This window comes from Desulfoglaeba alkanexedens ALDC, from assembly GCF_005377625.1.
GTDB lineage: Bacteria > Desulfobacterota > Syntrophobacteria > Syntrophobacterales > DSM-9756 > Desulfoglaeba > Desulfoglaeba alkanexedens.
The window spans coordinates 1469413-1492923 of sequence record NZ_CP040098.1 but is presented as its reverse complement, the minus strand read 5'-3'; the positions used below and the strand labels follow the sequence as shown (position 1 = coordinate 1492923).

General features: G+C 59.4%; 16 protein-coding genes and 1 pseudogene. 11 read left to right on the top strand and 6 right to left on the bottom strand.

Annotation, left to right across the window (positions count from 1 at the left end):
• The first annotated feature begins 755 nt into the window (after window positions 1-755).
• Window positions 756-1592, top strand: coding sequence for an adenine nucleotide alpha hydrolase family protein (locus tag FDQ92_RS06830; protein WP_137423884.1), 837 nt, complete (start codon window positions 756-758; stop codon window positions 1590-1592).
• Between the two features lie 88 nt (window positions 1593-1680).
• Here FDQ92_RS06830 and FDQ92_RS16455 read toward each other — a convergent pair.
• Both FDQ92_RS16455 and FDQ92_RS06820 read right to left on the bottom strand, forming a co-directional pair.
• A pseudogene (locus tag FDQ92_RS16455) lies at window positions 1681-1914 on the bottom strand (DUF4277 domain-containing protein); the annotation flags it as partial.
• Window positions 1915-2218: 304 nt separating this feature from the next.
• Complete coding sequence (locus FDQ92_RS06820) at window positions 2219-2419, bottom strand: hypothetical protein (protein WP_137423882.1); 201 nt, start codon at window positions 2417-2419, stop codon at window positions 2219-2221.
• 80 nt (window positions 2420-2499) lie between these two features.
• Between FDQ92_RS06820 and FDQ92_RS06815 the strand changes: the two genes are divergently transcribed.
• From FDQ92_RS06815 to FDQ92_RS06805, 3 genes are read left to right on the top strand one after another with little or no spacing between them, the layout of a single operon-like run.
• Window positions 2500-3639, top strand: a complete 1140-nt coding sequence (locus FDQ92_RS06815) for a Druantia anti-phage system protein DruA (protein ID WP_137423881.1) — start codon at window positions 2500-2502, stop codon at window positions 3637-3639.
• Between the two features lie 7 nt (window positions 3640-3646).
• A complete protein-coding gene (locus FDQ92_RS06810; RefSeq protein ID WP_137423880.1) occupies window positions 3647-4795 on the top strand; it encodes a DNA double-strand break repair nuclease NurA in 1149 nt (382 codons plus the stop codon).
• A 4-nt stretch (window positions 4796-4799) separates the two neighbouring features.
• Window positions 4800-6587, top strand: a complete 1788-nt coding sequence (locus FDQ92_RS06805; protein WP_137423879.1) for an ATP-binding protein — start codon at window positions 4800-4802, stop codon at window positions 6585-6587.
• 190 nt (window positions 6588-6777) lie between these two features.
• On the opposite strand, the gene FDQ92_RS06800 is transcribed toward FDQ92_RS06805, so the two are convergent.
• Window positions 6778-8181, bottom strand: a complete 1404-nt coding sequence (locus FDQ92_RS06800) for a nicotinate phosphoribosyltransferase (protein WP_137425743.1) — start codon at window positions 8179-8181, stop codon at window positions 6778-6780.
• A 693-nt stretch (window positions 8182-8874) separates the two neighbouring features.
• Here FDQ92_RS06800 and FDQ92_RS06795 point away from each other — a divergent pair.
• The gene (locus FDQ92_RS06795; RefSeq protein WP_137423878.1) at window positions 8875-11535 is read left to right on the top strand and encodes a bifunctional acetate--CoA ligase family protein/GNAT family N-acetyltransferase; all 2661 of its coding nucleotides are present in this window, start codon (window positions 8875-8877) and stop codon (window positions 11533-11535) included.
• Window positions 11536-11962: 427 nt separating this feature from the next.
• On the opposite strand, the gene FDQ92_RS06790 is transcribed toward FDQ92_RS06795, so the two are convergent.
• Window positions 11963-15754 carry a PAS domain S-box protein gene (locus FDQ92_RS06790; protein WP_425457270.1) on the bottom strand — a complete coding sequence of 1264 codons (3792 nt, stop codon included), beginning with the start codon at window positions 15752-15754 and terminating at the stop codon, window positions 11963-11965.
• A gap of 464 nt (window positions 15755-16218) precedes the next feature.
• Here FDQ92_RS06790 and FDQ92_RS06785 point away from each other — a divergent pair, with 464 nt between their 5' ends.
• A complete protein-coding gene (locus tag FDQ92_RS06785) occupies window positions 16219-16605 on the top strand; it encodes a phosphomannose isomerase type II C-terminal cupin domain (RefSeq protein ID WP_137423876.1) in 387 nt (128 codons plus the stop codon).
• 356 nt (window positions 16606-16961) lie between these two features.
• Here the strand turns inward: FDQ92_RS06785 and FDQ92_RS06780 are convergent, their stop codons facing one another.
• Both FDQ92_RS06780 and FDQ92_RS06775 read right to left on the bottom strand, forming a co-directional pair.
• A complete protein-coding gene (locus FDQ92_RS06780) occupies window positions 16962-18140 on the bottom strand; it encodes an FprA family A-type flavoprotein (protein ID WP_137423875.1) in 1179 nt (392 codons plus the stop codon).
• Window positions 18141-18256: 116 nt separating this feature from the next.
• Window positions 18257-19222, bottom strand: a complete 966-nt coding sequence (locus FDQ92_RS06775; protein ID WP_137423874.1) for a sulfite exporter TauE/SafE family protein — start codon at window positions 19220-19222, stop codon at window positions 18257-18259.
• A gap of 161 nt (window positions 19223-19383) precedes the next feature.
• Here FDQ92_RS06775 and FDQ92_RS06770 point away from each other — a divergent pair, with 161 nt between their 5' ends.
• The 5 genes from FDQ92_RS06770 (at window position 19384) to FDQ92_RS06755 (ending at window position 23257) form a co-directional block, all read left to right on the top strand.
• A complete protein-coding gene (locus tag FDQ92_RS06770) occupies window positions 19384-20145 on the top strand; it encodes a sulfite exporter TauE/SafE family protein (RefSeq protein WP_137423873.1) in 762 nt (253 codons plus the stop codon).
• A gap of 9 nt (window positions 20146-20154) precedes the next feature.
• Window positions 20155-20280 (top strand): hypothetical protein, encoded by a 126-nt coding sequence (locus FDQ92_RS15915; RefSeq protein WP_281276853.1) that lies wholly within the window; start codon window positions 20155-20157, stop codon window positions 20278-20280.
• 38 nt (window positions 20281-20318) lie between these two features.
• On the top strand, window positions 20319-21293 hold the full coding sequence (locus FDQ92_RS06765; protein WP_137423872.1) for an ABC transporter ATP-binding protein: 975 nt from the start codon (window positions 20319-20321) through the stop codon (window positions 21291-21293).
• The gene (locus FDQ92_RS06760) at window positions 21290-22027 is read left to right on the top strand and encodes an ABC transporter permease (protein ID WP_137423871.1); all 738 of its coding nucleotides are present in this window, start codon (window positions 21290-21292) and stop codon (window positions 22025-22027) included. The genes FDQ92_RS06765 and FDQ92_RS06760 overlap by 4 nt, the downstream gene beginning before the upstream one ends.
• A gap of 120 nt (window positions 22028-22147) precedes the next feature.
• Entirely contained in the window at window positions 22148-23257 is a 1110-nt protein-coding gene (locus FDQ92_RS06755; RefSeq protein WP_137425742.1) for a TOBE domain-containing protein, read from the top strand.
• The last annotated feature ends 254 nt before the right edge of the window (window positions 23258-23511 follow it).

Here is a 23511-nt window from a genome sequence, read left to right as displayed (position 1 = left end):
ACAATTTCGAACCTGGCAAGCAATACTCCCTTGAGGCCGTGGTCCAGGCATGTGACGCCTACATCGCGAGCAGCAATAGGCTAGCCAACCCGGAAGAGAAGCGGCGTTACGTGGATGCAATTCGCAACTGCGGGCATCAGCTATTAGTGTACGCTCCCATTGGGAGCGGCTGGGGCAACCCGCCCATGAACCCCAATTGCTGGAGAACGCCCGCAGGGGCGCGTATCTGGGAAGGGTTCAGTTGTTACTAAAACCGATGTCCATTATCCAACGGATATTAATCTGCTCTTCGATGCCATCCGAAAAATGATCACCTTGGTAATGCGCATTTGTTGCTGATTAGATGTTTCCGACTGGCGTCAAGGAAAATACCATATCCGTAAAGCAAAGCAGCTTTACAGACGAGCTCAAAAATTGAAACACCCCTCATCAAAAGACAAAGTCAAAAAAGCGCAAAGGCAATAATTGATTATAAAGGCCCATAATGAACATATCAACCTGGCTCAGGCCATAATTGATAAAACCCGGCAGGTACTCATTGTGTCGACTCGTTGTCTCAACCCCAGTCCACCGAATTTGTTTTCGACTTCATCAACCAGCTCTTGGATAACATCTCAGAGGCAGCTTGGTTTGCCCAAAGTCGAGTTTCCAGATCCATCTCGGCAGCCTGGGGGGAATGTTTTGTGTACAAGGCGCCTTACTCGAACTTTCCTCTCGCAAGCTGTGATGCCGGAGAAATCGTAGGAGAATGAACAATGTCGGATAAAGTCGTTGCAATCATGTTTTCCGGAGGCACGGATTCAACATACGCCGCATGGTCGCAAATACCGCTTTACGACCGCATCCACCTGGTAACGTTCGTCAGGCGCGGTTTTAGAAAGTGTGAAAATGTCGAGGAGGGGGTTCAGCGTTTGAGGCGGGCCTTTCCTGATAAGGAGATACTGCATTCGCTGGAGAACTTCGAGGAGATTTACCAAATGGTCGCTCCCCATGAGGAGAAGATAGAAGTGCAGGAGGCGGTGCTGCGGCAGGAGATCGGCCCCTTATGGGAAGACCCCCACGGAGCACGGTCTGGGCGAGCCAGGTACGAGGAAAACTTGCTGAAACTGTTTATGGCCAACGAATGCCTGCAATGCAAAATTGCCATGGAGCTTGCCGCCATAAAGTTCTGCTACAAGAGCGGCATTCGCACCATTTGTGACGGCAGCAACACTGAGCAACTCGATGACGGTTCACAGTTGGAAGACGTAAAAACCATGGCGCGTGATATTTTTGCAGAATGCGGTATTCGCTATCTCTCCCCGGCTTTCAACATTTCGGCGACGGAAAGAAGCCGTGCTCTCTTCGACGCAGGAATAACGGACCATCCCGATCACAAACGGCTGGAGAAGACACATCAGATCCCTTCAAGACAGATCCAATGCACCGTACCGTCGGCGGTTCTCTGGACCAGCTGCATCTTCCCCTGGCTCGTCTATGATGGACGGTCGTGCGAAGATTATGTCGTGATGTGCTGCAACTATTTTCATGTGGAAATGCGAAAAGGCCTTGAGTCCATCTTCCGTAATCCGGAGAGCAAATTCCCACATTGACTTGCAGCAGAGTGCCTTGGCCTTTTTCCCGAACGGAATCTTCAGCTTTCTCGTCCTGTGTCTTACATTCTGCAGTCATGTCGGTGATGAATAGGGTAATTAGTGCTCGGCCGAAATTGTCGTTCGTCAGCTTTCCAATACCAATGGGGCGGCCCAGAAGCAGCTCGATATCCTTGTTCCTGTAGAAGCTGTCTATGCGGTAAAGCGGATATCGGCATCAAACTGCATCGAGCACTATGGCCAGTATCAGGGTTCCCGGATCGATGTTCATTCTGCTTGGTAGCAGACGGTTGATCGTGTCCACGAGGTCAATCCGATCGGGGTGCGGATCTTTTAGAACGACATACAGGGTGACCCTCTGAGGTAGATCCAGATGGCCTTGAAGCAGCAAGCGCATCAGCTTCGTTTCCACCTTGTTCCCAAGCTGGAGCTTGGGAACAAGGTGGAAGGTACAGCTTGGGAACAAGGTCAAAAAATCCCCCTCTCCCTTGATGGGAGAGGGTTGGGGTGAGGGTGAGAAAATTAACGTATGTCAATCAGTTACATTCCCCTCCCCTTAATCCCCTCCCACAAGGGGAGGGGAAATAGAATTTCCCTCGTTCCCAAGCTCTGGCCTGGGAACGGCCTCACCGAAGCTGGAGCTTCTGCACAGTTGTGTTCCCAACCTGGAGCTTGGGAACAAGAAGCAAAAGATCTGCATCCATCCGATCGGCATAGGTTTTGACAATGGGAAGGTGGTAAACGTCATAGAATTCGATCTCGCTGGGGTCGATCACCTGTCTCCTTTGCGATTGAACCGTCGTTTTCAGACTTCCAATCGCATTCATAGAGGATCGTCCTCGTAATGTTCAGAGGCTGTGCACGGCAAATCAGTCCAAATAGATGCGTGGAAACTGCGAAATGTAAAATGAAGGTGTCGTCATCCGATGAATTGAGAGCCGCCATCATCGGCTCGCTTCGAAAGCAGGGCTATGAGGTGCGGGACGGCGAAATCCGCATGCCCGAGGGGGCCACAAAGGACGATTTCCGCGCTCTCCATCGAATGGCGCTGGAAAAGAAGCTCGAAGTGTGCGGTCCCGGAATTCGGCCCCACGAAGAGCGCCTCATCCGATATATCGCCGACGGGAAAGAGGTGGTTCCCGAAGCGGTGCGTCCGAAGCTGGTTGTCGTGGAGCCAAAGTCCGAATACGAACGCCTCTTTCGCTACGCCTGCCTGCATTGGAGCGTCCCCGTTTCAGCGGGCTACGGCCGAAGGCTCCGCTTTGTCGTTTTCGATGAAAGCAACGACAAGCTCATCGGTTTGTTCGGCTTGGGCGATCCGGTGTATTCTTTGCGAGCCCGAGACCGATGGATCGGATGGGACCGAGAGCAGAAAGCGCAACGCCTCTACCACGTCATGGATGCCTACGTGCTTGGTGCCGTGCCTCCCTACTCGTTTCTGCTGGGCGGAAAGCTCGTGGCTCTACTCGTTTGCAGTAACGAAGTCCGGGAAGCATTCCGTGAGAAGTACGGCGGCAAACGATCCTTGATCCGAAACCAAGCCCGGCCGCCTTATCTTGCGCTGGTCACGACCACTTCGGCCCTCGGTCGATCTTCCATCTACAACCGCATCCGCATCGACGGCAAAGACTATTGGACCCGCCTGGGGTTCACCAGGGGGTCGGGGGATTTTCATTTTTCCAACGGTGTTTACGGAGACATCCGGGCCTATGTGGAAAAGCACTGCCAACCAACCGCCAAGCATGGCGCTTGGGGAAGAGGGTTTCGGAACCGGCGCGAAGTCATCCGCAAGTGCCTTTCGCGACTCGGCCTATCGGCGGACTTCATCTACCACGGCATTCGCCGGGAAATTTTCGCAGCACCCTTGAGCCCCGACGCCGTCCGGTTCCTGAGAGGAGACGTCAACGCGCCCCGTTTTTACGACCGGCGGGCACGGGAGCTGTCGGAAGCGTTCAGGGAAAGGTGGCTCATCGGGAGGGCCCGCCGGATGCCGGAATATCGCGAATTTAGAAGAGAACAATATCGGCTGTGGCCAAGGAAAGGGTGACGGGATCGTGGCGCAGGATCAGGCACCGTTCGGCGATCTGCCAGCCGTTCTCGTCGAAGCGGTCCTCGGCCAATGCGAGGGCGTCGCGGAGGAACTCCTGGCCGATTTTTCGAAAATGAGACAAGACCGGGAAACCCTCAGGGAGCGGCTGGCGCAATCGGGGGTTGTGGTTTCGGAGTCAGCCCTGGGTTATCCGCCTCTTCCGACCACCTGCGGCGCCGATGGGTCCTACGCCATCGAAAGGCTTCTCACAACCGACTTGGTCGCCGCCGCGGCTGTCGCCGTGGAAGGCCTCACCCCGCCTTCGGAAAAACGCCACTGGGAACGGCCGCACCACCGCACCTTCATGGCCGCCGAGCCCCACCTGGACGATACGGCGACCGTACTCAGGGCGCTGATGCTCGGGGAAGAGCTGTGCCTCGCAACGGCCGCGCCCCACGATCTCGTGATGCTCGACGGGACGCTCACCCTGCCGGTCATCTACTTCAACCAGGCCCTCAACAAGGCTCCGGACACCCGCGATCTGCTGTGTTCGCGCGATTTCATTGAAAACTGCCTTGACTATTTGACTGCCTATCGGGCCATCCTGCACGGCGAGCGTTCCGACAGGCAATACATCGCTCTGCCGAAGTATTCCACCCGGCGTGAGATCGGTCTGGAGGCGGGATGGCCCCCGAGTTACGACGACCGCGGCATGTTGACGTTGCTGCTCAAGCCCGGCGAGCTGACGCTTCCGCGTCCGCTGCAGCCACCGGAACAGGACTGGCACCTGAACACCGATCGGTTGCCGGGTTCGGTCAAAGAGCGTGCGGGGGAAGTGGCGGCGGAGATTGTCGAGGGACTCCGTCGCATCCACGTTTTCTATTACAAACCCCACGATTGGTTGCCCGCGCTGCGCGTAGAAGTAGGTCAAGGCGTCGCCGTCAATACCCACCGGCTCGCCACCGTCGTTCAAGGGCTGAAGCATCAGTGCGCCACGTCTTCGATGCTCGAACCTTACCCGATCTACCTGGCCGACAGAATGGTGAAGGCGCTGGCCCAAGCGCTTCCCGCGTTTCGGCAGGTCACGACCCAGCGGATTTCCGAAAAATACAGGGGAGACATCGGCGAGATCTATCTGGCGTTGCACGGTTACCGGAGTGACTCGGGGAGTTAGGTTCATGGCGCCCAAGGATCTGGGAACCATCGTCGATGACACGGAACGGCTTGGGGTCTTGGGATCACCGTCCTCCACGGCGGAACTCACCCTCGATATTCTAGGGTCGGCCGTGACGCGCAAGCTGGTGGGAGAACTGGCGCTGTTTCGTTTTTTGCAGGATTCGAACCCCCATTACGCCCTGGGTCAAATCACCGAAGTGAAGCTGAGGAACATCTGGCATGAGGACCCCACCATGCGTAGCCTCATCCGACAACGGGGAAGGGTGGATGCGGTGAGTGAGCGGCAGGACACGCACCTCGGACAGATGGTGATCAGCGCCGTCTTTCGCGAAGGGGGATCGACCGGCTATGAACCGAGCATTCTGGGCACGGTGCCTTCCACCGGAACACCCGTTCATCTGGTGACGGATGAGGTACTGGATGAACTCCTTCATCCCTGCAGGGATCAAATCTTTTACCTGGGCCATGTCTACGGTTCCAAGCCGAAGCTTCCATTATGGTTCAAGCATTTTGACCGCGGAAAAGACGGGGCGGGCGAGGCTTACCATCTTGGGATTTTCGGAAAGACGGGATCAGGGAAGTCGGTTCTGGCCAAGATGATCCTCCTCGCCTATGCGCGTTATCCCCAAATGGCGCTTCTCGTCATCGATCCTCAGGGTGAGTTTGCTCGCGACATGAAGGGAGATACCGGAGGTGAGTTTCCATTGCCCCTGGGCGACGTGGCGAGGAAGCTTGGAAAGCGCCAGGTGGTCTTGACCGTGCGGAACTTGGTTCTCGATCGGTGGGAGCTCTTTGAGCAGATTCTTTTCGAGTCGTTGTTCTTTGAGCGGCTGACCATTCCGAAAGGAGAGAATCGGGAGCTGGCATGTGGGATCTTGTCGGACAAGCTTCGCAAAAAGAAAATCCCACTCAGCGATCTTCATCTTCAGCAGTCGTTTGCTACGGCCTGGAGCCTCCTCGGGGACAATAAGGTGCAGAAGGTCTTCTATCGCACCGAAACCTCGCGGGCACGATTCGATTCCGCCCTGAAGGAAGCCGATCCCGATGAATTTTTCAAGGAATATTGGGGCCCCGTAGCGGAACTCTTCCGCGAAGACCGAACCGGAGCCAAAAGCATCAACAAGGCTCTCAGCTGGTTGCTGCACCGGGCGAACCCGGACGGGAGCGAACGTACCCACCGCCCCATCCTCGTCATCGATCTTTCCAAGGAGCAGGCGCAAGGCCTTTTCTGGAACGACAAGATACAGTCCCTGGTGATCAAGCGGCTCCTGGACGGACTGGCGCAGACCGCGGAGTACTTTTACAGGAAAAGTCAAAGCCTCAACGCCCTGGTCATCATCGACGAGGCGCACCGGCTGGCCCCCCGCGATCTTTCAGTTGATAGCGATGCCGCCCGCGGCGTACGGTCCGTGCTCATCGACGCCGCTCGCACCACCCGCAAGTACGGCTTGGGGTGGCTCTTCATCAGTCAAACGCTTTCGAGCCTGCACCCGGAGATTCTGCAACAGCTTCGCATTTTTTTCTTCGGCTTTGGGCTGGCGCTGGGCCAGGAGTTCCAGGCGCTTCGGCAATTGGTGGGCTCATCGGGGCCGGCTCTCGATCTCTATCAGCTTTTCCGTGACCCTCATTCGGCGTTCGATCCCAAGAGCCGGCAATATTCCTTCATGACCATCGGGCCTGTGAGTCCCCTCTCCTTTTCTGGCACCCCCTTGTTTTTCAATGCGTTCAATACGGTGCAAGCCTTTCTCGAGACCAACGGACTGGGCGGGAAGGATGCCATGGACCCGTGACCCGACGACGGAAAGGACTCGGGGCCGCCCGTGTCCCCCGCGGACGACCTCAGGGCACCCCGGCATCGTGATGCTCGGCGCCGGCGTTCTCAAACGGAAGGTCCTTCGGGCCCTGAATGCGGCGGGGACACGAAGGATCCGAAGGTGCCCGGGATGAGTGAGCCTTGCGGGCGGGAACCGCGATGGACCGTCATCCTTTATGTTCCGCGATCAGGCGGTCCCTCAATGTTTTGAGCCGGCTGCTGATTCCCACCTTGTAGATGTGCGGATTTTCAAAGCGCTTGTATTCCGCCGGGAGCCGTTCGAGGCGCTCCCTGGCGTACCGCGCCGTCTGGGCCAGGGAAGGCGGATCATGGGCGATCTTTCCGCGCTCCATCACCAGGTGAAGCGACGGTTCGGTATCATACGGTGCGATGGAGAAGGACTGAAACGGAACAAAAGGGTGATGCATTTCGGCGATGTGTTCCTCGCCGGCGAGTCCCACCACGTCGGCGCCCACAAAAAAGCCTTGGTTGTCGAGGGCGCGCCATACCTGCTTTTGGCTCGGCAGGGTGATCTTGGAGATGTTTTCCGAGAGCTTGATCACCGGCCGACCACCGGCCTGCGCCAGCTTGTAGACCCCGTCCAGCGCCGCATCGGGCCGTCCGGTGACCAGGCTGGTTCCCACGCCGAAGACGTCGATTGGCGCCCCTTGGGAGATCAGGCTTCGGATGACATATTCGTCCAGCTGATTGGATGCGGCGATCTTGACGTAATGCAGGCCCGCTTCGTCGAGCATGGCACGGCTTTTATGGGCGAGGTAGTTCAAGTCTCCACTGTCCAGGCGGATGCCCTTCAGGCGGCGGCCTTGATTTTCCATCTCCTTCGCCACGGTGATCGCGTTGGGCATGCCGCTTGCCAGCGTGTTGTAGGTATCCACCAGCAAAACGCAATCGTCCGGGCGGGCGGCGGCGAAACTCCGAAAGGCTTCGAGTTCGCTTTCGTAGCTCTGCACGTAGGAATGGGCCATGGTGCCGGACACCTCTAAGTTGTAGTCTCTGGCCGAGTGGGTGTTGCTGGTGGCATTGAACCCGCCGATGACCGCGGCGCGGCTCGCATGGTAGCCTCCCAGACCCTGCGCGCGGCGCAACCCAAAATCGATGAGCACGCGATCCCCGGCTACGAGCCTCATGCGGCTGGCCTTGGTGGCGATCAGCGACTGAAAATTGACGATATTGAGGAGCACCGTTTCGACGAGCTGCGTTTCGATCAGGTTGCCTTCCACCCTCAGGACGGGCCGTGTCGGGAAGACCACATCCCCTTCCCGGGGGGCATAAACGGAACCCGTAAACCTGAAGTCCTTCAGGTAAGCCAGGTAGTCCGGGTGTAAAGACTGCGCCTTGAGAAAATCCAGGTCCTCTTTGTCGAAACGGATGCTTTCCAGCACCTGCAGGAGGTCCGGGAGGCCGGCGAAGATCGTGTATCCGCCTTCGAAGGGATTCTTGCGGAAAAAGTAATCGAAAACGGCGGGTTCATCCTTGTGCCCGGCCAGAAAGTAGGCCTGCCCCATGATGAGTTCGTACTGGTCGGTGTAGGTTGCCGTAAGGTTACAGATCATGGCGTCAGCGGTCCTTTCGATTGAGGAATGATTCGGTGATCCGCCGGAGGTCTTCGGGCAGGACGGCCAGGACTTTCGTCGGGATATCCGGGGCGGGCGGGCCGTCGTCCATTTCCGCGACGGCGCCGCCGATGCCCGTAAGGCTCTTCGATGAGGATCCGCCTTTGACAAAAATTGGTAGCGTAGAAAATAATAGACCTAATATTTGATGCCAAATCCTATTTCCCCTCCCCACCCAAAAATTAGCACATCCGCCGATGTCTTCAATACAACGACGTCGCATAAAATCGATGCATTGCGTGGGTTGCGTTCCATTCGGAGATGGAACCAGCCTCAGAAATGCGGGAGTTGGCCAGGATATCTGTGGAAAGGTGGGTCGAATCATGGAAGAATAATGTTCGGGACGATGTGGCGGCGGCTTCGACCCCTTGCGCGACGATGTCCCATGGAGCTGACCTTTGATCCGAGGCTGGTGCTCAGCATTTTTTCGGCTACGCAGGTTCTATTTGTCTGAGGTCGCTGGGGCTGCGACCTGGTGGGCTTGACCGCCCTGGTGGTGGTATTCTCGACCGGCCTGGTCCCGGCCGAACGTGTGTTTGACGGATGCGGCATGAACCGGTGGGCGCCGTGTAGCTTGGTTTCCCGCGGATCACAGCGGCCGGGCCGGAGCAGGAAAAGAGGAGCGGAATCGTGAGCCAGTACAACTTGGATCGGATATTCAATCCACGCAAGATCGCGGTGGTGGGGGGCAGTGAACAGCCGGGAAGCATCGGAAACGCCCTCATGAAGAACCTCATCGAAGGTGGATTCCCGGGAACGATCCTGCCGGTGAATCCCAAATACAAGAAAGTGCACGGCCTATCCGTCGCAAAGACCGTGTCCGATCTGGAAGCGGGGGTGGACCTTGCGGTCATCGCCACGCCGATTCAGACGGTTCCCGGCATCGTACAGGAATGTGTTGAAAGAAAGGTGGCCGGGGCCATTGTCATTTCGGCCGGTGGGAAAGAAACCGGGGAAAAAGGAAGGGAGATCGAACGGCAGATCCGGGAAACAGCTCATGCGGGCGGGCTTCGCATCGTGGGCCCCAATTGCCTGGGGATCATTCGGCCCGGCGGAAATCTCAACGCCAGTTTCGCTTCTGAAATGCCCGATCCCGGCCGTCTGGCTTTCGTTTCGCAAAGTGGAGCCATCTGTACGGCCATATTGGATTTTGCCCTGCAGGAACGCATCGGATTCAGCCACTTCGTCAGCATAGGTTCCATGGTCGACGTCGATTTCGGGGACCTGGTGGATTACCTCGGAAACGATTCTTCGGCCCAGAGCGTTCTGCTCTACATCGAAAGCCTGACGAATTTTCGAAAGTTCATGAGCGCGGCGCGGTCGGTGTCCCGCGTCAAGCCCGTCATCGTCCTGAAGGCGGGACGAAGCGAGGCCGGGGCCCGGGCCGCGGCGTCCCACACCGGCGCCATGGCCGGGGAAGATGCGGTCTATGACGCCGCCTTCAAGCGGGCCGGGGTCGTGCGTGTGGACACCATCCAGGACCTGTTCGATTGCGCCGAACTGCTGGCGAAGCAGCCGCGCCCCCGGGGGTCCCGCCTGGCCGTCGTGACCAACGGCGGAGGGCCCGGCGTGATGGCTACCGACGCCCTCGCCCGATATGGTTTGGAGCCGGCGGAACTTGATCCTGAAACCGTGTCGAAGCTCGATGCTTTTCTGCCGCCTTTCTGGAGTCGCAGCAATCCCATCGACATTCTGGGAGACGCTTCCGCGGAGCGCTTTCGGCGCACGCTGGAAGTCTGCTTCGAAGCGAAAAACATGGACGCCGTCTGCGTTATCTTGACACCCCAGGCCATAACGGATCCCCTTTCGGTGGCCGAGGTGCTGACCACGGTAACGAAGCGACGTTACCCGGTCTTCGCCTGCTGGATGGGCGGCAAGAGCATCGAACAGGCCGTCGGGATCTTGAACAGCGCGGGAGTGCCCACTTACAGGACACCGGAACGGGCGGTCAGGGCTTTTCTCTACATGGTTGAATACGCCGAGAACCTGGCATCCGTCGTGGAAATCCCGCCCAAGCTGACCCGGAACATCGCCTGTGACCGGGAGAAGGCCCGGCGAATCATGGCTGGTGCACCGGAGGATGGCTTTCTGTCGGAATCGGACGCCAGGGATCTCCTTTCGGCCTACGGGCTTTCCGTCATCCGGACGGAACGGGCACCGAACGAGACCGAAGCGGTACGACTGGCCCGCGATATGGGCTATCCCTTGGTGATGAAGCTGGAGTCCCCTGACATCACCCACAAGACCGACGTGGGCGGGGTGCGCCTGGATCTGCGCTCGGACGGGGATGTCCGTGCCGCTTTCCTTCAGATCGTGGAATCGGCGCGCCGTGCCAAGCCCGAAGCCCGCATCGAGGGGGTCATTCTGCAGCCGTTTTTTGCCTCTCCGGACTATGAAATCCTACTGGGAGCGAAACGGGACGCCAATTTCGGCCCGGTGATCGTATTCGGAATGGGGGGCATCTTTACGGAAGTTGTCAAGGACCGGGCCTTGGGGCTTCCCCCCATGAACCGGCTCTTGGCCCGGCGGATGATGGAGGGAACCCGGGCTTGGACGCTGCTTCAAGGGTACAGAAACCGGCCGCCGGCGGACGTCGAACGGCTCGAATCCATGATCATCGGACTCTCCCAGTTGCTGATCGACTGGCCCCAAATTGCAGAACTGGACATGAATCCCGTCCTGATCAAGGATGGTAGACCCGTTGCGGTGGACGCCCGCATCCGGGTCTCACCGTCGGATCAGCCATCCCCGATGCATTTGGTGATCAGCCCGTATCCGGAGGAATACGAGACTCATCTGGTCACCGAACACGGTGTGCGGGTGTTCGTCCGTCCCGTGAAACCCGAAGATGCCACGCTCTTTAAGGAATTTTTCAAGGTCCTCTCCCCCACGACGGTCTATTATCGCTTCTTCAGCTATATAAAAGAAATGAGCCCGCACATGCTCGCTCGATGCACCCAGATCGACTACGACCGGGAAATCGCACTGGTGGCCCTGGACGAGGACTCCGAAAGGGAACGGATGCTGGGGGTGGCGAGAATCATCGGGGACCCGGACGGAAAGGAGGGGGAGTTCGCCATTATGGTCGGCGATCCGTGGCATGGCCTGGGGATTGGGTCGAGTCTTCTGCAGCAGTGCCTTTCCATTGCCAAAGATCGAGGATTCCAGACGGTAAGGGGCATTGTTCTGCAGCAAAACAAAACCATGCTGGCCCTCGGGAAAAAACTAGGCTTCGAGATGAAAAAGCATCCCGAGTGCGGAGAATACGAGCTGGTCATTCGGTTCGGCTGAGGCCCCAAGAAAGACCGAGGTTCATGCCTTGAGCTCGTCCAAAACAAACTCATGAAAGTCGGGCCCTGAACGGGTTCTTTGTTCCTGTAGGAGCGGCGCCCTCGCCGCGATGCGGATCGCCTGCAGGTGGGGGCGCAGCGGCGCTGCGCCCCTACAGGGAATCGGCCCGGTTTTCCGGCAAGGCGCCGGCCCTGTCTTCTGTTATCGGGAGGAGCGGGCTTGCCCGCGAACCGTAAAACCGGCAATGCCGCGCTGACCCTGATCGCCGGCAAGCCGGCTCCTATCAGGGCATGAGTCGCTCCTGAAGTGCCGTTCGCAAACCGCCCCTACGCGAAAAAACGGACACTCAATCCCAGAAGGGCGAAGGGTATTCTCAGACGGCCTCTTTTCGCTCCCTCTCGGGCGGGCATAGCGATGTTTCCGCGGTTCATTTTCCGTCCAGCGCTTCCCGGACCTTCATGGCCAGGTCCTTCAGCATGAACGGTTTCGGGAGGAAGTGTACGTCGCGGTCGAGAACGCCTCGATGGGCGATCACGTCGGCCGTGTAGCCGGACATGAAGAGCACCTTGAGCCCCGGGACCCGGTCTTGAACCTTGTCGGCCAATTCGTGTCCGTTCATTTCGGGCATCACCACGTCGGTGATGAGCAGCTGGATGCCACCGGAGTGCGCTTCAAGCATGCCGAGGGCCTCGTTGGGCGCGGCGGCGGCCAGGACCCGGTAACCCAGTTGCTCGAGCATCATCCGGGCCATCTCCAGGATCGCCGGTTCGTCTTCTACAAGAAGCACCGTTTCCCCGCGACCTTGAGGGATTTCCCCGGCGCTTTCCGGACTCTTCGCTTCCACCGCCTCCCGATGGCGCGGCAGGTAAATCTTGAAAGTCGTTCCGGCTCCAGCTTCACTGTAGACATGGATGAAGCCGTTGTTCTGCTTGACGATGCCGTAGACGGTGGCGAGCCCCAGGCCGGTGCCCCGGTCGACGCCCTTGGTGGTGAAAAACGGTTCAAAAATCTTTTCCTGCGTTTCCCGATCCATGCCACATCCGTCGTCGCTCACGGCCAGCATCACGAAGTCGCCGGGGACATGGCCCGGATGAGTCGAACAATAGGCCGCGTCGAAGGTTACGTTTTTCGTTTCCAGGGTGACCTTGCCCACCCCGCCGATGGCATCCCGGGCGTTGATACAGAGATTGGCGAGGATTTGATCGATCTGGGCAGGGTCCAGCCGGACGGGCCATAAACCGGTTCCCGGAAGCCACGCCAGGTAAATGTCTTCGCCGATGAGCCGCTGAAGCATCTTGAGCATGTCCTCCACGGTTGCGTTGAGGTCAAGCAATTGGGGGCGGATCGGCTGCCTGCGGGCGAAAGCGAGCAGCTGCCGGGTGATCTCTGTGGAACGTTTGGCGGCCTTCAGGATTTCGCCGAGGTCTGCGCGGACGGGGTCCGAAGGGGCGACCCTGTGCATAGCCAATTCGGCGTAGCCGATGATCACGCCGAGCATGTTGTTGAAGTCGTGGGCCACACCTCCGGCCAGCCGGCCCACGGATTCCATCTTTTGGGCCTGCTGCAGCTGGTCCGCCAGGCGGATTTCGTCGGTGACATCGCGCATTACGGCCACGAAATTGACGATCCGTCCTGAAGCGTCGAGAACCGGGGAAATCGAAACGTCCTCGGTGTGGAGGACCCCGTCACGATACCGGCTCACCAGTCGGCCGCGCCAGGAACCGCCGCTGCAGCGCGCCTTCCAATCTTCGTGGCAAAATGGTGGGTCTTGTTCGTTTCCATGGAAGGCGCACAGGGGATGGCCCATAACGTCTTCGCGCACATGGCCCGTCGTCCGCTCGAAGGCCGGGTTGACGTACTCGATGATTCCCTGCGGGTCGGTGATGACGATCATCTCCCCCGATTGCTCGATGGCCAGAAGCAGCCGCTCCCGTTCGGCTTCCGTACGTTTGCGTTCAGTGACGTCGTGGATGATGGAATGGAGGAGGCTTTGGCCCCCGATCTCGATGGGGCTCGAATACACTTCAACGTCACGGATCGAACCATCGGCCAGACGATCACGGAATTCGAAACGCACCCGGCTTCGCGACCGGACCTTGTCCATGGCCGCCTTGATCTCTTCGACGGAAGCGGTATTGATATCTTGTATCCGCATCGTCTTCAGGCGGTGGCGCGGCCATCCGTAAAAATCCTCGGCAGCTCGGTTGGCATCCACGATGCGTCCGTTTTCGGGATCGATGATCAGTTTGACCGCGGCGTGCCCTTCGAAGAGGTTTCTGAAGAGCGCCTCGTTTTCGCGAAGGGACCTCTCCGCCTGCTTGGACTGGGTGATGTCTTCCATGGCGGCCATGATGCCGATGATGCGTCCTCCGGCGTCGTTGATGGGAGCGATCGAAAGGCGCCCTTCGAAGCAGGAGCCGTCTTTCTTGCAGCGGGTCACTTCAACGGCTTCGATCACCTCACCCTTCATCACCCGCTCGCGAAGTCCCCGGTGTTCATCCTGTTGGGCTTCGGGGATGATGGGAAGCGGCCTGCCGATGATTTCGCCGGCCGTCCACCCAAAGATTTTCTCGGCCGAAGCGTTCCAGGTCAAAACATTGCCGTCCAGGTCGATGCTGTAGAGGGCGACCGGCGAACAGGCGATCACGGCTCGCTGAAATTCCTCGCTTTCCCTCAGCGCCGCCGTCCGGCTCGCCACCTGCCGGCGCAGCGTCCACGACCACACGAAGGAAGTGAGGAGGATCAGCAGCAGAGGGACGGCCACCATGGTCAAATGACGAAGGATGTCCACGAAGCGGGGAAAAGGCGCTTCGTAGATTCCCATCCATTTTTCGTAGATGCGCCTGTATTCGCCGTTTTCTTCGAGAGTTCTCAGCCCTTCGGTGAAATGGGCCAGCAAGGCCTTTTGGCCGTTGGGAACGGCATAGCAATATTCCGGCGATAGGAACGGGCGGCTCCCGACGACGAGGTTCTGCCACCCGTATTTTTCGATCCAGTAGAAGGCGGTCAGTCGGGAGACCAGCGCCACATCGTGCTTTCCTTCGGCAAGCTCCCGCAGGGCGTCCTCCTGGGCGTCAACGGCCCTGATCTGTCTTTCGAGTCCGTTTTCCACCGCAAAATCGTGCATGATGTCGCCGCGCTGCAACACGATCCGCTTCCCCTCGAGCTCGGCCAGGGTGGCCGGAGGGGGCGTTTCACCTTTACGTACCACGCCGACGAAATGGTTCACGGTGTGCGGCGGCGTGAAATCGAAGGTCAAGTCGCGCTGAGGCGAGTAGAACATGCCCTGGAGGGCGTCGATTTCGCCCCGTGCGAGAGCATCCCTGACTTCCGCCCAGGGCGCCAGGCGTATTTCGACGTTGAGGCCCAGTTCGGCGGCGATGGCTCGGGTGAGTTCCACGTTGTAACCGGCCGGCCGGCCTTTCTCGTCGAGGTATTCGTAGGGCGGATAGTTGTGATCCCCGCCGATCACGATCCGCCGGTTGTAGGGGAGTTCCAGGGCCGCGAACCACTTGGCGTGGAGGCGCCGGTAGGTTCCATCGGCCATGACCAGGGCCAGACCCTCGTTCAAAAGGGCCAGCGTTTCCCGGTCGCCTTCCCTGACGGCGAAGCAGAAGTCCTGGCGGAAGCCCTCGATGGGGCGGTTGACGATCCGGAGATTCTTGAGACCGGTTTCCTGTATGAGGCGGATCGCCACGAGCCGCTGGACGACCACGGCGTCGCAGCGGCCTTCGGAAAGTTCTCGGAGCGCGTCTTCGAAAGTGGCGGTCGTATGAATGGCCATCCCGCGGTCTTCCCGCAGTAGAAACTCTTCCGCGTTGTCGCCCTTCATGACCGCGACCCGCTTTCCCCGGAGATCCTTCAGGTCGGAGATGTCGCGACGGTCCTTACGGACGACGATGGCGCCGTGGAGCGACATGTAAGGGAAGGTGAAATCGAAGAGCGCTTCCCGTTCGGGTGTCCGGCCCACCAGGGGAAGAGCCTCGACTTCACCCCGTTCCAGCCAGGTTCTGACCTCCGCCCACGGGCCGACCCGGAAGGTGACGTCGCGGCCCATGGCGGCCAGCGCCGCGCGCATCAGTTCCACCGAAAAACCGATCGCTTGCCCTGATTCATCGGTCATGCAGAAAGGAGGATAGCCCACTTCGGATGCGGAAAAAACGACGGGGCGCGCACCGATGCCCGCGGAAGTCCATGTCCCGAAGGCGAGGCCGGCCATGATGAAGAGCCAGAAGAGACGGATGAAACGCCTGATGCGGGGTCGCAAAGAGCCGTCGTTGTTCACGATGTGGTCCCTGTAAGTTTCCGAGGGTTTCCTGAGCCGGGTCGAATCATCGCCCGTCCGTACTCGTGTGGCAAATACTCGCCACGGCAGCGTTATAGGAAAACCGGATAGCAAATATGATACCACGATGCGGCAAGGCGCCGCAGGATTCCAGGAGACTTTCCTCTGAAACGCCGTCGATGGGAGAGTCTTTAGAGAGTTCACAGAGGGATCCATCGGATGGCCATCAAAATCAAGCGAGTCTAGGAGACGGTCGATTCGGCCGACGACAAGCGGATCCTCGTGGACCGCCTCTGACCGAGATGCCTCACCAGGGAACGGGCGGCCGTCGACCACTGGGTCAAGGAACCGGCACCCAGCGACACACTGCGCCGCTGGTACGGCCATGAACCGGATAAATGGACCGATATAGGCGCCTCTACGAAACGATCATCCGGCAGACCGATCGAGAAGACCATCGCCCCTGGGGATTCTACGAAGTCCTCCTGGATGCTCCGGACCATAAGGTCAAGCGCTTCACGGTGTACCCGGGGGCGCGGTTGAACTACCAACGACATTTTCGTCGTTCCAAACACTGGTACGTGGTAAGCGGCGAGGCCGTCGTAACGAAAAACGGAGAGGACATCCGGCTGAAAGCCGGCCAGGCCGTGGATCTTCCCGCGGAAACCTGGCACCGGGTGCGCAATCCCGGTCCGGCGCACATGGTCTTCATCGAAGTGCAGACGGGCGACTACTTTGGAGAAGACGACATCGAAAGAGCGGAAGGCGACTACGGGAGAGCCTGACGCGCCCGGCGTCACCCTGCTGCGCCTGATACGCGGCCTCTTGCCGCAGCTCCGTTCAAGGGCCGGTAAGAGGGAGCCGTCCATGCCGCTTGCCGTGTCGGCCCAGGTATTCCCGGTCCAAGCGTTCCAGCAGTGCATGGAACGCCTCGTGTTTTCCCGGTCCGATGCGCTCCCGTTCTCACCCCTCGAACGCCCCGAAAAGCCGGGCGTCCTCGCCCGCATCCACCTTCGCCTCCGCCAGGGGAAACAGAACACCCGCTTACTTGGCGATGTGTTGGGACAGAAGCGCCACGCATTGCCGAGCGATCGACTCTCCTTATTCGGCTTTGCATGGGTGTCGCCCGCTCCCCAGCCGGCTACAGAAATCCATGTTCCTTGTGCTTCGCCGCGATGGTTGCGGCCAGGTCGTTCAAGGCCCGGAAATCTTCTTCGCCCGGCAGTCCCTTGCAGAGCACGGGATTCAGGACTTCCACCTTGAGATTGGGGATCATGCCGGCGAGGGTCTCGACGGTCTTTCCTCCCCAACCATAGGAACCGACGATGGATAGGAATTTCGCCTTGGGCCGAAGCGCATTGGCCAAAAAGGCGGCGTAGGCGGCGAGGGGGTGAGGACCGGCGAGTAGGGTCGGCGTTCCGATAACGATCGTTGCCGCGTCTACGAGAACGATGGCGAGTTTGCCGGTGTCGGTCACGGTCAGGTTGAAGGGTTCCACCGACACGCCGTTTGCCGCCAGAGCCGAAACCAAATGATCCACCATCCTCCGGGTGCTGTCGTGCATAGAAACGAAAGGCAAAACTACAAGGTTCTTGGGTGCCCCCTGGACCCAGTCCAGGTAGGCGTCCATGATCCAGGACGGCTCGCGGTAGATCTGACCGTGGCTGGGGGCGATCATCCGTATGTCGTAGGGCTGGAGCTTTTCCAGGTTCTTTTCGATCACGTTCCGAAAAGGCATCATGATCTCTGCGAAATAACGCTTGGCCGCTTCGTAGACCCGCCCCTTGTCGGTCACGTACAGATCCGAGGCGGCGATGTGGGATCCGAAGAAATCGCAGCTGAAGAGGATCCGCTCTTCCTCCAGGTAGCTCACCATGGTTTCCGGCCAGTGAACCCAGGGCGTGTGCAGGAATTTCAACGTCCGGTCGCCCAGCGACAAGGTCTCGCCGTCGGCCACGGTGAGAAAGGCATCTTCGCGAATGCGAAGGAGATCGATGAGCATGCCTTTGGCCTTGGGTGTGCAAACCACCTTGGCTTCGGGAAAGCGTTCAAGGACGTGCGGAATGGTTCCTGAATGGTCTTGCTCCGCATGGTGCGATACGATGAGATCGATTTTCGGCCCGCCGTCGAGTTGCCCCAGGAACACGTCGGCCATGAGCGGATCGACGGTGTCCAGGAGCGCCGTCTTTTCGCTTCCCTCGATCAGGTAGGCGTTGTAGGATGTGCCGTCCGGAAGCGGGATGAGGGAATCGAAGAGGCGCCGGTCCCAGTCCACGGCTCCCATCCAATGGATACCTTCGGTGATCTTCCTCTTCTGCATGAGCGGACTCCTTTTCTTTTTCTCGTCCACGTAGAGAAGCCTTTTCCGTGGGCGCTTCGCGCCCAAGACGCGTCCTGCCGGCTCCCCCACGGGCGACGGAGGAAGCCCGGCGTCCGCTAATAGTCGAAAAAGGCCGATATGTATTTCAAAGCGGTAAAAACGATGACGGCGGCCAGCATCCACTTGATTTTTCGTGCGGGAACGAACTTCTGGCAACGGGCGCCCAGGTACATGCCCGCCACGCCGCCCAGCCCGAAAAGGAGTCCCAGAGGCCAATCCGGAGCGACCGAAAGGTTCGGATACAGGGGTGCGACGGCCTGGTAGAAGGCGACGCCGGCCAGCGAGGTGACAAAGGTCCCCATGAGAGCCGCTCCCGCCACGGTATGAACCGGCAATCGGAAGAAGGTGACGAAAAAGGGCGCGATGATGGATCCGCCTCCTATGCCGTAAATGCCGCCCACGATCCCCACGATGAAGCTCATGGCAAAGATCCCCGCGACGGAAACGTCGAAGGCTTCATCAAAAAAAGTATAACCCAGACGCCTCAGGTTGAAATGGGTGACCGTGATGGCGGGCGAGGAAGCGCCGCCGGGCGTGCCCGGATCCGCGTCGGTTCGGAATCGATCCCTGCGGACCGCTTCCTGGAGGCGCTTTTCGCCCTTTTCCCCGTCGGTTTGGCTGGCGGTTCGCTTTGTAAGATCCCGGACCATGCGCAGGCCGATGTAGAGGAGGACGGCGGCGGCGAAAAGCTTGAAACTCCCGGGATCCGGCAGTAACGTGGCACGCACTACGGCGCCGATGAGCACTCCCGGGAGCGTGCCCGCCACCACCACCCAGGTGAGCGGCCACACCATGCGGCCTTCCTTCCAGTAGCGGTAGACGCCGCTCGGGATCGCCACGATGTTGAAGACATGGTTGGTTGCGCTGACCGAGGGGTCCGTATAGCCGAGAAAAGACATCTGGAAGGGAAGCAGGAGGAAGGCTCCCGACACCCCGCCCATGGACGTGAAAAAGGATATGCCCAAAGCCACAAAGGGAGGAATCCAGGGGGACACTTCGATGCCGGCGGTCTGAAAGAGCATTTCGGTCCTCCGGGTTGAAGTGCCTTGTTGCTTTTGGGTCACGAATAACCTAGGATTCGTGTTAGTTTATCGAGGCGGCGGCCAGGCTGTCAAGGATCTTCCGGGAGTGCGCAGGCAACTCGGGCCGTCATCGGCGCTCCCAACATCCGGTGGTTTCCGACATGAGTCTTTCCCCGCTGCTTTGGCTTTCCGTTCTGTTGATTTCGCTTCTTCTGACCATGGTCGGCCTGGGCGGAGGCCTCATTTTTTCCCCGCTCTTTGTCATTCTCGGCGTTTCCAAGAGCGAAGCCGCGTCCGCTTCGCTCTTTTTGAACCTCATCGCCGCCGGGTCCGCCGCCTACACCTATTCTCGAAAGAGGATGGTGGATTTTTCCCTTTCCATCCCCCTGATCGTTTCGTCGAGCCTTGCCGCGCCCCTGGGGGCGTATCTCAATGTGCGGCTGGAGTTGAGGCCCTTTCTCATCACGATGGCCGTGGTGTTGGCCTTGGCCGGGGTCCGCATGCTGATGTCGCCGCCTGCCGAAGCTGAAGGAACCGGACCGGAGCCGGCGAAGAAGCTCGTCGGAGGAATCGCCGTCGGGGTCTGCATCGGACTTGTGGGCGGCCTGCTGGGGATCGGAGGCGGCGTGTTCGTCGTTCCGGTCTTGATCTACGGGCTCAAGACGCCGACAAAAGTCGCCGCCGCCTCGTCGACCTTCATCGTGTGCTTTTCTTCGTTTACCGGCTTCGTGGGTTATGCGTCCATGGAAGCCATCGACTGGGGATTCATCCTGCCGGCCGCAGCGGCTTCTTTTGTGGGAGGCCAGGCGGGGGCGCGGATCATGAGCGCGCGGCTGAAGGGGAGGAACGTTCGCGTCATGTTCGGCGTGGTTCTTTTTGGCATGTCTGCGCGGCTGTTCTATCAATCGCTTTTCGGTCCGTGAGGGGTTCCAATGTTTGAGCGATTCAAGTATGACCGAATGGAACCGGCGGGGTCTTTGGGCGACCTGGGCACCCTGCTCCCCATCGCCATCGCCGTAGTCGCTCAACTTCTGAGATGGGAGAAGCTCTCGGTTTGAGCGGCCCTTAAGGGACGCGCCGATAGGATGTGACGGGAATGAGCGAAGTCATCGTTGTCAACGGGCTCGCCAAGCGCTTTGAGAAGGTGGACGCTGTTTGCGGAATTTCGTTCAGTGTACGGCGTGGCGAGCTTTTCGGTTTTCTTGGACCCAACGGAGCCGGTAAGACCACGACCATCAACATGCTTACGGGTCTTGCTCGCCCGGATAGGGGAACCATCGAAATCGCCGGGGTCGACTGTACGCGGAGACCCCGTGCGGCGCAGCACTTGATCGGCGTGGTGCCCGATGAAAGCAACCTCTACCCGGAACTCACCGGATTCGAAAACCTCTGCTTCTGCGCCGCGCTCTACGGGATGGAAAGGCGCGAGCGGCGGGGTCGAGCCAGGGAACTTCTGGACGCGTTCGGTCTCGCGGATGCCGCGACCCGGAAGTTCGGGGGGTACTCCAAAGGGATGAAGCGGAAGCTCACCGTCGCCGCCGGAATCGTTCACCGCCCCGAAATCCTCTTTCTGGATGAACCCACCACCGGGATCGACGTGGCGAGCGCCCGGCGGTTGCGGCAGCTCATCGCCGACCTGAACCGGGCCGGAACCACCATCTTCCTGACAACTCACTATATCGAGGAAGCGGAAAGGCTCTGTGATCGGGTGGCCTTCATTGTCTCGGGTCGGATCGTACGAATCGATACGGTGGAAGAGCTGATCCAGCCGATGCGCGGAAGGCACGTGGTGCGGATCGCTTGCACCGGCGAGGCCGACGGCGTGCGGCGGGAGCTCGAGCGTTCTTTTCCCGGCCTGGAGTTTTCCATGGAGCCCGGCGGGCTGATCCGCGTGGAGGCGGGTGCTCCGATACGCGTGGGGCCGATGGTACGCTTCCTGGAAGATCGCGGCGTCGAAGTCTCGGAGGCCCGCAGGGTGCGGCCGTCTCTCGAAGACGTTTTTGTGAGGATTACAGGGCTTGAGGCTGAGGTCATGGGCAAGGAAAAGGAGAGAGCGGGAGGCGGGTCGTGAAGCTGTGGATCGCTTTCTGGAATATCGTGCTGAAGGACATGCGCACCTATTACCTTAAGCCGCCGAATATCAGTTGGGGCATCCTTTTCCCTCTGGTGTGGACGGCCATGTTTTTCATCCGATCCGGTCGCGGCATGGAGGAGATCCTGACACTGCTTCCCGGCGTGGTGAGCGTTTCCGTGCTCTTCGGCACCACCTCGATGCTGGCGGTGACCGTCACCTTCGAAAAGAAGCAGCGTTCCTTCGAACGGCTTCTCCTGGCCCCCATTCCCCTGGAACTCCTCATGCTGGCCAAGACCGGCGGCGCCATCTTTTTCGGGACGGCCAACGCCTCCGTTCCGGTCGTTATGGCGGCGTTTCTCGCCGACCTCTCTCCGGTGGACTGGGCCGCGTTCGCCGCCGCCGTGGTCCTCATCGCGGTGGCTTCGACTTTTCTCGGCCTGTTTATCGCCGTGGCGGTGAGCGAGGTTTTCGAGGCGCAGACCTTCTCCAACTTTTTCCGTTTTCCCATGATTTTCCTGTGCGGTCTCTTTTTCCCCATCGAGAGACTTCCGGTTTTTCTCAGACCCCTGTCGTACGTGTTTCCGCTGACGTATGGAGCCGACGTGCTTCATGGAGCCGTCCACGGCGGCCATGTCATGCCGGTTGCCCTCGATCTGGCGCTCCTGGTGGTTTTTTGTGCCGGTTTGTTCGCAATTAGCCTTCATAATATCAAGAGGCGCTGGATCGTCTGAAGCCGCTTCGGAAGGGGTGTCCTCGAACCCCGCGGTTACGGCCGCTCGTGGAGTGCGCCGAAAAGGGTCGAGTACCTTTCGAGGGTGCTTTTGTGTGGGTTTGTATGGAAGGGCGACGTGATGACGACGAAAGGCAAATGCGCGGGAGGGTCGCCCGCCGGTTCGCTTGAGGAATCGAAGAGGGGCAGCCACGGGCGCATCGTGGTCGCACCGGATGAAGGGCGGTGCCTCGATACCGTCCAGTTGAATCAACTGGAACAGTCGTTCCGAGACTGGGTGGAAGAGTCTCCGCGAAAGGACGTGCACCTGTCGCGCCGGCGCGTCCTTCTCCTGTTTCTGATCATTCGCTACACGGGAGCCAAGCTGAAAGAAGTCTTGGCCCTCGATCCCCTCGAAGACATTGACCTTGAAAACCGGGCCATCTTCTTTCGCGGTGCGGACCGCGCCGGGCAGCGTCCCCCCCGGGAAGCCTTCATTTCGGAACGACTGGCCCGGGAAATACGTTCGGCGCTCGACGAACCGGCCTTCCGCACGTATCTGCGGCGCGGCTTCGATGTGGATCCCGCGTTTGTGCGGCGGAAGTTTTATGAACGCGCGAAGTCCTGCGGCTTTTCCCGGAATCTTGGCGGACCCGAGATGATCCGGAAGGCCCGCGCCGTGGAACTGATGCGAAACGGCGTGCCTCTCGCGGCGGTTCAGATGCTCCTGGGGCATTCGACGCCCCATTTGACGTCGGCCTACGTTTCCTTTTCCGACGAAGAGATGCGCCAGGTGACGCGGCGCTTTGTGGAAAGGGAATCGACCCGGGGAACCAGCGCCCGGAACACCTTTATCGGCAAAGTGCAGTCGATCCGGCGCGGAGACATCCAGAGCCTGCTCGTGGTCCACACCCTCGGGGGGCACTTGGTCACCGCCGTGATCACCAACGACAGCGTGGAACGGCTGGGACTCGCGGAAGGGCGCCTGGTCACCGCCGAGGTGAAAGCTCCGTGGGTCATGCTTCACCATGGTGACCGCGAGCCGGCATGCACCGCCGAAAACCGCTTCAGCGGGGTTATTGTCTGCATGACCCGCGGTGCCATCAACACGGAATATGCTGTGCGGATCGCCGACGGCACGGAGCTCTGCGCCGTGGCTTCAACGGAAAGCGGGCGGCGCCTGGGTCTCAAGGAAGGCGACCGGGCCTGGGTGGTGTTCTCGTGTTTTTCCGTGGTGCTTCAGGTGGATTGACCGCATGTCATGACGCCGGGCGAACGCACGAGACCCCGGGAGAATGAAGAAGCGAGGTGCGTCCGGTGCGAGTCATGAGAAGTCACCTCTCTCGCAGGCTCCTTGGGAATGGACCATTTTCGAGGGACTCCAGGTCGCATGCGGAGCCTTCGGAATAGCTCGCGCTTGTCCAAAAACAAACTCTTTGGTAGCCTTCTAGAGTGTAGACCTTGAGCAATAAGGTTAACGAAGGTCAAAAAATCCCCCTCTCCCCC